Origin of the sequence: Microbacterium sp., from assembly GCF_036566905.1 — a bacterium.
Taxonomy (GTDB): Bacteria; Actinomycetota; Actinomycetes; order Actinomycetales; family Microbacteriaceae; genus Microbacterium.
Window position 1 is genome coordinate 24,537 of the sequence record NZ_DATCVK010000205.1, and the last position, 11,213, is coordinate 35,749.

The following is an 11,213-nucleotide window of genomic DNA, read 5'->3' on the forward strand; positions in this document are numbered from 1 at the left end:
GACATGAGACTCCGAGTCTCTAGAGTGGCGAACGTGCTCGGACCCTGGGGGGATCGAGCACGGCGATCTGTCGACGGCCCCATGCCGTCGTGCGGAGGACCAGCGCGGTGCCGGGTTGTGGGGACTCGGCACCGCGTTCCCCGCGCGCGACGACGGGGTCCGCGACCCGGCGGTCGCCAGCGATAATCGAAGGGTGCAGGATCCCGGACCCCGATCGCGCCGACCCGCGGGTGAGACGCGGGCGCTGATGCTCGACGCCGCTGTCGAGCGCGTCAAGGCGGAGGGCCTTCTGCTCGACTACGCGAACATCGAGCTCGAGGACCTGATCCGCGCTGCGGGAGTGCCGCGGTCGACCGTCTTCCGCATCTGGCCCGACCGTGCAGCCTTCGTGGCGGACCTCGTCCGTGCCCTGTTCGAGGCGGATCCCGGCTTCGACACCGGCTTCGACGGCGAGACGCTGCAGCTCGTCGAGCGTGCGCTGGCCGAGAGCTCCGATGCCGCGAACACCCCGGCGGGACGGCAGGCCGCACTGCGTGAGGTCCTGCGCGTCGCCGTCGCGCACAACATGGCGTCCGTGGAAGGCACGGTCGCCTGGCGCGTCTACCGCACGATCTCGGCGGCGCTCTCCAGCGGCGACGCGGTGCCGGGTGGGGAAGACATCCGCGCGCAACTGGCCGAGATCGTCGGCAGGTACCTCGATCGCATGGCAGAGGTCTACCGCGGGCTCAATGCCGCGTTCGGTCTGCGCATGCGGGCGGGCCTCACCGAGCACGACCTCGCCGTCGCCGTGATGGCGATGATCGACGGCATGAGCGACCACCGCCGCATCAATCCTGCGATGGTCGAGGCTCCTCGCCCCTTGGTCCTCGGAGCGGAGGGGCCCCAGGAGTGGCACCTGGCAGCCGCCGCGGTATACGGCATCTACACCGCCTTCACCGTGAGTGTCGACAGCTCGTTGGACTGAGCGCCGCGGGCGGCGCGCCCCTCGACCGTAGAGTCACATGGCGGCGCGCAAGCGCTTTTCGCACCACACGGTGAACGCGAGGTAGAGCACGAAGGCCACGCCGACCAAGCTCACGAACAACGGAGTGAGTGCGCGCTCCCACAGCAGGTCATCCCGTCGGGCGATGAGCGACACCACGATCGCGGTCAGACTCAGACATTGAGCCTGGAACAGCACACGGAAGGCGCTCCAGCGTGCGTCCCATGCCAATGCCACATTCACCACGCCGGTGAGGCTGAGCACCGCGCCCGTCACCTGTGCGGTCAGGGGCGTGAGCTGCCAGGCCCAGAACTCGGTCGCGGCGCCCGGCGCCACGAAGACGGCCGCCCCGAACGCGAACGCGCCGGCGCCGATCGCGACGAGCGCGCCGCGAACCTGCCCCGGGATGCGGTAGTCCGGGGCGTCCGGGGTACCCGGATCCTCGCGGCGCTGCGCGACCGCCAGGCCGGCGACGACGAACGGCGTCGTGGCGTACAGCACGATCCATGTCCAGAACGACAGGTTGGACGAGAACCTGTCGAGGTGCGTCAAGGTCGCAATCAGCAGCGCGCCGGCGAAGACGACGACCGCCGGGAATCCGTGCTTCACGTGATGCCAGCGCGACGTCGCCGCGACCCGGAGGAAGAACCAGATCCCGCCCACGTATGCCGACGCGAGCAGGAACGCCGACAGCGGGGGCGCGATCCGCCACGCGAAGAGCTCACCGGTGCGCGCCGGGAACGCGAAGAGCAGAAACGCCGCGATGGCGAGGAACGGCAGGATGGCCACGGCGACCCACCGCGTCGTCGCGAACACACGGTCGTAGCCGCTCGGCGTTCTCGGGAGAGTGAACGCCACGGGATCCTCTCCGTCATCGCGCACGGGCATCGCTCAGCACCGCCTCCACAGAGAGCTCGAGCCCTTCGAGCGCCGCCCGGTCGATCTCATCGCCGCGGCCGGCATCGCGAAGAGCCTGTACCGGCACCATGTAGAACTCGAAGGCGTCCGGGTTGAGAATGCCTTTTCGTCTGCGCAGCCGCAGGGCTGCCCCGAGCAGGCGCCCGGCGGCCGTCGCGTCGCCCTGAGCGGCGCGCACTCCGACGAATGCCTCCAGACCGTAGGCGACTCCCTCGTCATGGCCGAGGGCGAGCGAGATGTCGAGACCGTCCGCGAAATCACCCATACCGCCTTCGACGTCTCCGGCGAGGAACTTCGCCCATCCGCGATGGTTCTGCGCGATGACGATGCCCAGGCGTTCGCCCTGCGCGGTCGCGAGTGTGTAGCTGGCTTCGAAGCGCTGCAGCGCCGCCCCGATGTCACCGGCCAGCATGTCGATCCGCCCCAGCATGACGAGCGCCATCGCCTCGCCCCATGCGTCGCCGGCCGTTCGGAAGTCGTCGAGGCTGTGCTCGAGCGACTGGATCGCCGCGGGAAAGTCGGGCTGCTCTCCGCGTGCGAGAAACGCGAGCGCGAGCGAGACGCTCGCGAGCGCAGCGCCGAAGTCGTCGTCAGTCGCGAGGAAGAGGTCCCGCGACGACGTCAGCCCGGGGACCGGGTCGTAGCCCGGGTCCTGCCAGAACCGGACGGCGTTGACGTAGTACAGGGCGATGGCTCGGGAATGAGGCGTGATCGTCGTGCCGTCGGCGGCGGCCGTGAGCAGCTCGCTCATCCACGATTGGACGAGGCCCAGGTACCCGCCGATCCACAGATAGAGGTACAGCGACCACGCGTAGTCCGCCGCCTCGTCCAGCTCCCGCCCGTCGAGGAGCGCCCGCATCACGCTCGCGAGGTTCTCGCTCTCCAGCTCGAGGCGCTCCAGCCACTCGAGCTGCGCCGTGCCACGCAGGCCGGCTGCGGCGCGCGCGCCCAGATCGCGGTAGCCGTCGACCCACGCCGCGACCGCCCGGGCGTGCTCCTCATCGCTGAGCAGAGTCGCCGCGTACGCGCGGACGAGAGACAGCAGCCGGAATGCCGGGGTGCGACCGCGCTCATCGTGGCCGAGAAGGCTCGCGTCGACGAGCGCCTCAAGCGCACCGAACGGATCGTCGATCCCCGCGTCGTTCAGCACACGTTCCGCCGATGCGAAGCCGAACGTCCCCGAGAACACGGACAGCAGGGCGAGCGCACGCCGGGTTTCGGCATCGAGCAGGTCGACGCTCCACTGGATCGTACGACTGAGCGCGCGCTGACGCTCGGGCAGGTCGCGCGCCCCGCTGACCAGGAGCGTGAGCGCGGAGTCCAGCCGCTCGAGGATCTGCGCCGGCGAGAGCGTGCGCACGCGCGCTGCGGCGAGTTCGATCGCCAACGGCATACCGTCGAGGGCGCGGCAGATGGCGACGACCGCCGCGGTGTTCGCGGCGGTCAGCTGGAAGGACGGATTCACCGCGGCGGCTCGCTGTTGAAACAGCTCGACCGCCGACGCGTGCGAGACGTCGTCGGCATCGGCGTCCGTCGCCGGCACCTCGAGCGGAGACAGCGTGAAGACGCGCTCGGCGCGAACTCGCAGCGGCGACCGGCTCGTGACAAGAAGCTGCAGTCGTGAGCACTCGGTGACGAGGCGCACCAGAAGGCCCGCTGCGCCGAGCAGGTGCTCCATGTTGTCCACGATCAGCAGCAGGTCCCGGTCGGCGATCGCCTCGATGACCTTGTCGTCGAGCGGGCCATCGCCGGTGTCGCGTACCCCCAGTGCACGGGCCAACGCCGTGATGACGCGTTCCGGCTGCGCCACCGACTCGAGCGTCGCGAAAGCGACCTCCCGGCCCGCGGCTGCGGCATCCATGGCGATCTCGATCGCCAGACGGGACTTGCCGACGCCTCCCGGCCCCACGATCGAGAGGATGCGAACGTCGCGACGCGCCAGGAGGGCGGCGATCTCGGCGCGCTCGCGCTCGCGGCCGACCAGACCGGTGTACGGCGCGGGGATGCCCGCGCCCGCAGCGCCGCGACCGGATGCCTCGGCTGGTGTCGTCGAGATGACGGAGGCGTCGAAGCGCTCGGCGAGCAGTGTCGCGATGTCGGAGAGCACCAGTTCGGCGAGGTCTTCGGGTTGGGAGAAGGATTTGTACGAAGAGCGGTCGTCGTCACGGATCGCCGCGAGTAGTTCGATCAGCCGCGCTTCACGCTCCGGTGCGGGCTCCTTGATGTAGATCAGTAGCGGAAGCGAGCCCGAGAGGCGATATTCGTCCTCGAGCCCCGACACCGTCTCGTCCGGCGCGACCCATCCGTAACGCTCCCAGTAGAGGCCCACAAAGATGTCGCTCTGATCCAGGTACGACCGGTACAGCGCGCGGGGCGGATGGGGTCGCGCACCCAGCTCGAACATCACGGGTGCGAGATGCAGGCGCTCGACGACCTCGCGCACCGCCCGACGCTCGGGTTCGAGCTCCTTCAGCGTGGAGCTGATGAAGACCCGGATGCGCTGATCGGGCGTGCGAATCGGTCGCTTCGCGCCATCCATACAGTGATCCTCGCGCTCGGTGGGCCATGGCGCAAAGGGTCGAGATCGAGCCCCGTCGGGCGAGAGTCGTGGCGAGGCATGGGGCGGGCAGGGTCCGCGGGTGTCTCAGGCGCTGGGCGCGCTCCAGCTGAGCGACTCGATGTAGCGCAGCAGCACGCCCTCGCGCAGCGCCCACGGCGAGACCTCGAGCTCCTCGACGTCGAGGGCGCGCATCGCCTCGTGCAGCACGACCGCACCGGCGACGATCTGGAACGTCCGGTCGGGGGTGATCCCCGGCAGCTCCTGGCGGGCCGACGCGGGGATGCGCGCGAGCCGCGGGATCCACGAGCCGAGCGCGGCGCGGGGGAGCAGCATCCGTTCGATCCCCGACCATCCGGGAGCGGGGTAGCCGACAAGCTTCGCGAGCGAGCGGATCGCCTTCGACGAGCCCACCACGTGGTCCGGGCGAGCCAGCCGGCCGAACGATTCGGCGACGGGGGCGAGCGTCGCCCGTGCATGTGCACGCAGCTGCTCGACGGCCGCCTCGCCGGGCGGGTCGTCGGGAAGGAACTGGATCGTCATGCGCCCGGCGCCGAGGGGGACGGATGCCGCCGCCTCGGGCAGCTCGTCGGGCCCGGCAGCGATCTCGAGCGAGCCGCCGCCGATGTCGAAGAGCAGGATCTGCCCCGCCGCCCAGCCGAACCAGCGGCGGACGGCCAGGAAGGTGTACCGCGCCTCGGTCTCGCCGCCGAGCACCTGGAGCGGCTGACCCAACGCCTCCTCGATGAGGGCGATAACCTCGGGGCCGTTCTTCGCCTCGCGGACCGCCGAGGTGGCCGTGGCGAGCAGCTCATCGACGCGTTCGGCCGCGGCGACCTTTCGCGCCTCGGTCACCGCGGCGACGAGCGCCGTGACGCCCTCGTCGGTGATCGAGCCGTCCGGGGCCAGATAGCGCATGAGCCGCAGCACCGTGCGCTGGCTCGTCGTCGCGAGCGGCCGTCCACCCGGGCGGACGTCGGCGACCAGCAGGTGGACGGTGTTCGAGCCGATGTCGAGGACTCCGAGGCGCACGCGTCTCAGGCTAGCGGTCGAGAGCGGTTACGATGGGCGCGATGTCCGCCGACGAAGCGACCACCTACGACCTGGGTGCGGTCACCCCAGTCCTCTCGCTGTATCGCGAGATCGATCGAGCGGACTGGGCGCGGCTCGCGTCCGGTCTGACGCAGCCGCTGAGCGAGACCGAGATCGTCCAGATCCGGGGTCTCGGCGACCGCCTCGACATGGCCGAGGTCGCGCAGGTGTACGTGCCGCTGTCGCGTCTGCTGTCGCTGTACGCCGAGTCCACCAAGCGGCTCGGCGCCGAAGAGTCGGCGTTCCTCGGCGAGGCCGACACGACGACGCCGTTCATCGTCGGGGTGGCGGGGTCGGTCGCGGTCGGCAAGTCCACGATCGCGCGCCTGCTGCGCGAGCTCACGAGCCGGTGGCCGGGCACGCCCCGCGTCGAGCTCGTCACGACCGACGGCTTCCTCTACCCGAACGCCGAGCTCGAGCGCCGCGGCCTCATGGACCGCAAGGGCTTCCCCGAGTCGTACGACCGCCGGGCGTTGGTGTCGTTCCTCACCGAGGTGAAGAGCGGCGCCCCCGAGGTGCGCGCCCCCTTCTACTCGCACATGCGATACGACATCGTCCCCGACGCGGTCGTCACCGTGCGTCGTCCCGACATCGTCATCGTCGAGGGCCTCAACGTGCTGCAGCCGCCGCCTACGCCCAACGACGTGGCCGTGAGCGACCTGTTCGACTTCTCGGTCTTCGTGGACGCGGATGCCGCGCACATCGCCCAGTGGTACGTCGATCGCTTCCTCGCCCTGCGCCGCGCGGCCTTCAGCAACCCGAACTCGTTCTTCAACGTGTTCGCCCAGCTCTCCGACGAGGAGGCCGTGGAGCGGGCGCTCGGCTACTGGAACACGATCAACCTGCCGAACCTGCAGGAGAACGTGCTTCCCACGCGCCACCGCGCCGACCTCGTCCTGCAGAAGGGCGCGGACCACACCGTCGAGACGGTCCTGCTCCGCAAGCTTTGACGCGCGTCGGATCAATGCGACGAAGGAGCGTTGATGCGATGCGGGTCAAGGTTGAGCGAGCGAGGAACGAGCGAGACGAAACCCACCAGCCGCCGGCATCCGCATTCGTAAGGGATCCTTGCGAAAACCCCCGCCTACCATTGTCGGCATGTGTGGAATCGTCGGATACGTGGGCCCGCGGCAGAGCCAGGCCGTCCTGATCTCGGGGCTCTCGCGGCTCGAGTACCGCGGCTACGACTCGGCTGGCATCGCCGTGATCGACGCGAACGGTGTCCTGGGCATGCGCAAGCGCGCCGGCAAGCTCAAGGTGCTCCGCGACGACCTCGCGGCCCGGCCGCTCGCCGACGGCACCACCGGCATCGGTCACACCCGCTGGGCGACGCACGGCGGCCCGACCGACGGCAACGCGCACCCGCACCTCGCCGACGACGACAAGCTCGCCGTCATCCACAACGGCATCATCGAGAACTTCGGCGAGCTCAAGGACGAGCTCCTCGCGGACGGCTTCACTTTCCGCAGCGAGACCGACACCGAGGTCGCCGCCGTCCTGCTCGGGCGCGAGTACGACCGCTCCGGCGATCTGGTCGAGGCCTTCCGCGCGGTCGTATCGAGACTCGAGGGCGCGTTCACGCTGCTCGCGATGCACCAGGAGCAGCCGGGCCTCGTCGTCGGGGCGCGCCGCAACTCGCCGCTCGTGATCGGGCTGGGTGACGGGGAGAACTTCCTCGGCTCGGACGTGGCCGCGTTCGTCGAGCACACGCGCAACGCCCTCGCGATCGGCCAGGACCAGATCGTCGCGATCACTCCCGAGGCTGTCACTGTCACCGACTTCTCGGGCAACGCCGTCGAGGTGGAGCCCTTCGAGGTGACGTGGGATGCCGCTGCCGCCGAGAAGGGCGGCTGGTCGTCGTTCATGGCCAAGGAGGTCTCGGAGGAGCCGGATGCCGTGGCCAACACACTGCGCGGCCGCATCCGCGACGGCGAGGTCGTCATCCCCGAGCTCGCCGGTCTCGACGACCTGTTCCTCGGCATCTCGCGCATCATCGTCATCGCGTGCGGCACCGCCGCCTACGCCGGTCAGGTCGGCAAGTACGCGATCGAGCAGTGGACCCGCATCCCGGTCGACGTCGAGCTCGCACACGAGTTCCGCTATCGCGATCCGGTGATCGGGAGCGACACCCTGGTCGTCTCGATCAGCCAGTCGGGCGAGACGATGGACACGCTCATGGCCGTCAAGTACGCGCGCGAGCGCGGTGCGAAGACGCTCTCGATCTGCAACACCCAGGGCGCCACCATCCCTCGCGAGTCCGACGCGATCGTCTATACGCACGCCGGTCCCGAGGTCGCCGTCGCGTCGACGAAGGCGTTCGTCGCGCAGATCACCGCGCTGTACCTGATGGGGCTGCACATCGGCCGCGTCCGCGGTGCGATCACCCCGGCCGACGCCGCCGATCACGTGCGCGAGCTCGAGGCGATCCCGGGCAAGATCGCGCAGATCCTCGAGCGCGAGCAGCCCCGCATCGAGCAGTTCGCCCACTGGATGGCCGACACCCGCTCGGTGCTGTTCCTCGGCCGCCACGTCGGCTACCCCATCGCGCTCGAGGGCGCGCTCAAGCTCAAGGAGCTCGCGTACATCCACGCCGAGGGCTTCGCCGCCGGCGAGCTCAAGCACGGCCCCATCGCGCTCATCGAGCCCGGCCAGCCGGTGTTCGTCGTCGTGCCGTCGCCGCGCAAGTCGGCCGAGATGCACAAGAAGGTCATCTCGAGCATCGAGGAGATCCGCGCGCGCGGCGCCCGCGTCATCGCGATCGCGGAGGAGGGTGACGCCGCGGTGCTGCCCAAGGCCGACGAGGTGCTGCGCATCCCGCTCGCCGGACCCTTCTTCGAGCCGCTCCTGGCCGTCGTGCCCCTGCACATCTTCGCGATGGGCCTCGCGACGGCCAAGGGACTCGACGTCGACCAGCCCCGCAACCTCGCGAAGTCGGTCACCGTCGAGTAACGGTGACCGCGCGATAGTCTGTCGGAGGCCGCGCGCGCGGCGCGGCAGGAGGTTCACGTGATCGTCGGAATCGGCGTCGACCTCGTCGACATCCCGCGTTTCGAGCGAACCATCGCGCGCACGCCGCGGCTCCTCGATCGTCTCTTCTCCGACGCGGAGCGCCGCCTCAAGCCGCACTCACTCGCGGCGCGGTACGCCGCCAAGGAGGCGCTCATCAAGGCGCTCGGCGGCTCGGACGGCGTGCACTGGACCGAGATCGAGATCGCCTCCGAAGCATCCGGCCGGCCGCTCTTCTCGCTGTGCGGATCGACGGCCGCCGTCGTCGCCGGCCGCGGGATCACGGCACTGCACCTCTCGATGTCGCACGATGCGGGCCTCGCGACGGCGTACGTCGTCGCCGAAGCGGATCCGGGCTCCGACGTTCCGGCGCAGCTCGGCGCAGCCGCGCGCACCCCGGAGGGAACCGTATGAGCCGTCTGCCCGCCGGCACCCTGCGCGAGGCGATGATCGACGTGGGCGCCATCGAGGACAACGTGCGGCACCTGCGCCGGCTCACCGACTCGGAGGTGATCGCGGTCGTCAAGGCCGACGGCTACGGGCACGGGGCTGTCCGCTCGGCGCTCGCGGCGCTCGCGGGCGGCGCCTCCCGGCTGGGTGTCTCGGACATCACCGAGGCTCTCGCGCTCCGCCGTGCGGGCATCGACGCGCCGATCGTGGCGTGGCTGCACGCTCCGGGTGCCGACTTCGCCGAGGCGGCCGCCCGCGGCATCGAGCTCGGCATCTCGAGCCTCGACCAGCTGCAGAGAGCCGCCGCTGCGGCATCCGCCGATCGTCCTGTCGGAGTGCACCTCAAGCTCGAGACCGGGCTGGCGCGCAACGGCATCGCGCCCGACGACTACCGCGTCGTCTTCGCCGAGGCCGCGCGCCTCGAGCGGATCGGGCGGGTGCGCGTCATCGCCCTGTTCAGCCACCTCTCCAATGCCTCGGTCGAGGACGACCGCGCGGCCCTGCGCTCCTTCGAAGAGGGCATCGGCGTCGCCGCCTCGCTCGGACTCGCGCCGCCGCTGCGGCATCTCGCCGCGACGCACGCCGCGATCGACCTGCCCGAGTCGCGGCTCGGGTGCGTGCGCATCGGCATCGGGATCTACGGACTCTCGCCGTTCGCCGACCGCACATCGGCAGACCTGGGCCTCCGCCCGGCGATGACCCTGCGCGGTGCGGTCGCCGCCGTCCGCCGCGTGCCCGCCGGTCAGGGCGTGTCGTACGGGTACGACTACCGCACCGAGCGCGACACCACCCTCGCGCTCGTGCCGCTGGGCTACGCCGACGGCGTGCCCCGGCAGGCATCGGGGGCCGGTCCCGTCATGATCGGCGGGCGCCGGTTCACCGTCGCCGGGCGCATCGCGATGGATCAGTTCGTCGTCGACGTCGGCGATGCGCGCGTCGCCGTGGGTGACGAGGCCCTGCTCTTCGGCGATCCGACCCTGGGGGCACCCGCTGCGACAGAATGGGCGGATGCCGCGGGCACGATCAACTACGAGATCGTCACGCGCGTCGGCCCTCGGGTCGCCCGGCGGCAGGTCGAGGAATGAGCGGGAACGCCGACGACGCCCACGTTGTTGAAGACCACGTGGACACCGTGACCTCGAACACCGGCACCCAAGGGATCGACGCACTCGTCGGCACGCGTGAGATCACCTCGCCCGACGCCATGGAGGCGCTCGGTGAGGAGATGGGACGGATGCTGCGCCCCGGCGACATGGTGGTCCTCACCGGACCGCTCGGCGCAGGGAAGACCACCCTCACACGGGGCATCGGCCGCGGGCTGGACGTGCGCGGCCCCATCCAGAGCCCGACGTTCGTGCTCGCCCGCACCCACCCGTCGCTCGTCGGCGGCGCGCCTCTCGTGCATGTCGACGCCTACCGGCTGGGCTCGGCCGCCGAGCTGGACGACCTCGACATCGACTTCGACGGCTCCGTCGTGATCGTTGAGTGGGGGCGGGGTCTCGTCGACGGCATCCGGGACCACTGGTGGGAGGTGGAGCTCGACCGCGAGTGGCACGGGCGAGGGCAGGATGACGCGTGCTACGGCGTCGCCCACGAGGCGGAGCTCGACGCCGACGCCCCCCGCCTCGTGAAGATCTCGCGCCACGGCGCGCCGACTACCCTGGAAGGGTGATCCTCGGCATCGACACGTCGCTCGGCTCCGCAGTGGCGGTGGTCGAGCCCGATGGCCTCATCCGATCCGAAGCCGCCAGCCTCGATCCGCGCGGTCACGCCGAGGTCATCGGCACCCTGCTCGAGCGGGCGCTCGCCGAGGCATCCGTGCGCCCCTCCGACATCACGCATGTCGCCGCGGGAATGGGTCCCGGCCCCTTCACCGGCCTGCGCGTGGGCATCGCGGCGGCGCGCACGTTCGCCCTCGGACGAGGCCTGCCCGTCATTCCCGTCGTCAGCCATGACGCTGTCGCGCTGGAGCTGCTCCTCCACAGCGCCCTCACGGCCGACTGGGGATCGGCGGGCGGCCACGAGAACCCCGACGACGAGACATTCGCGGTGGTGACCGACGCGCGCCGGCGCGAGTTCGCGTACACGCTCTACCGCGGACTCGACGACGACGGGCTCCCGGTCCGCGTCGCCGAGCCGGCGCTCATTCCGCGCGATGACCTCGATGCCGCGCTCGCGCAGGCGGCGGCCGAACGCCGCGACGCCGAC

Annotated in this window: 10 protein-coding genes; 7 read left to right on the forward strand and 3 right to left on the reverse strand. The window is 70.6% G+C overall.

Translation table 11 applies throughout. From position 1 onward, the window contains the following. Positions 1-247: 247 nt before the first annotated feature. Positions 248-964: a hypothetical protein gene (locus VIP82_RS17405; protein WP_331910897.1), complete on the forward strand. Its 717-nt coding sequence runs from the start codon at positions 248-250 to the stop codon at positions 962-964. Positions 965-997: 33 nt separating this feature from the next. On the opposite strand, the gene VIP82_RS17410 is transcribed toward VIP82_RS17405, so the two are convergent. From VIP82_RS17410 to VIP82_RS17420, 3 genes are all read right to left on the reverse strand, one after another. Then, positions 998-1,840, reverse strand: coding sequence for a hypothetical protein (locus VIP82_RS17410; protein ID WP_331910899.1), 843 nt, complete (start codon positions 1,838-1,840; stop codon positions 998-1,000). Positions 1,841-1,853: 13 nt separating this feature from the next. Next, positions 1,854-4,439, reverse strand: a complete 2,586-nt coding sequence (locus VIP82_RS17415; protein WP_331910901.1) for an ATP-binding protein — start codon at positions 4,437-4,439, stop codon at positions 1,854-1,856. A gap of 105 nt (positions 4,440-4,544) precedes the next feature. Continuing rightward, entirely contained in the window at positions 4,545-5,489 is a 945-nt protein-coding gene (locus VIP82_RS17420) for a Ppx/GppA phosphatase family protein (protein WP_331910903.1), read from the reverse strand. A gap of 41 nt (positions 5,490-5,530) precedes the next feature. Here VIP82_RS17420 and coaA point away from each other — a divergent pair, with 41 nt between their 5' ends. From coaA to tsaB, 6 genes are all read left to right on the forward strand, one after another. Further along, complete coding sequence (gene coaA / locus VIP82_RS17425) at positions 5,531-6,499, forward strand: type I pantothenate kinase (RefSeq protein WP_331910905.1); 969 nt, start codon at positions 5,531-5,533, stop codon at positions 6,497-6,499. Positions 6,500-6,647: 148 nt separating this feature from the next. Next, complete coding sequence (glmS, locus tag VIP82_RS17430; RefSeq protein WP_331910907.1) at positions 6,648-8,498, forward strand: glutamine--fructose-6-phosphate transaminase (isomerizing); 1,851 nt, start codon at positions 6,648-6,650, stop codon at positions 8,496-8,498. Between the two features lie 57 nt (positions 8,499-8,555). Then, positions 8,556-8,969: a holo-ACP synthase gene (locus VIP82_RS17435; protein ID WP_331910909.1), complete on the forward strand. Its 414-nt coding sequence runs from the start codon at positions 8,556-8,558 to the stop codon at positions 8,967-8,969. After that, positions 8,966-10,090 carry an alanine racemase gene (gene alr / locus VIP82_RS17440; protein WP_331910911.1) on the forward strand — a complete coding sequence of 375 codons (1,125 nt, stop codon included), beginning with the start codon at positions 8,966-8,968 and terminating at the stop codon, positions 10,088-10,090. Before VIP82_RS17435 ends, alr begins: the two co-directional genes overlap by 4 nt. 119 nt (positions 10,091-10,209) lie before the next feature. Beyond that, positions 10,210-10,677, forward strand: coding sequence for a tRNA (adenosine(37)-N6)-threonylcarbamoyltransferase complex ATPase subunit type 1 TsaE (gene tsaE / locus VIP82_RS17445; RefSeq protein ID WP_414684697.1), 468 nt, complete (start codon positions 10,210-10,212; stop codon positions 10,675-10,677). Further along, positions 10,674-11,213: tRNA (adenosine(37)-N6)-threonylcarbamoyltransferase complex dimerization subunit type 1 TsaB (tsaB, locus tag VIP82_RS17450; RefSeq protein WP_331910915.1), on the forward strand; the 540-nt coding region annotated here is incomplete at its 3' end. The genes tsaE and tsaB, both read left to right, overlap by 4 nt.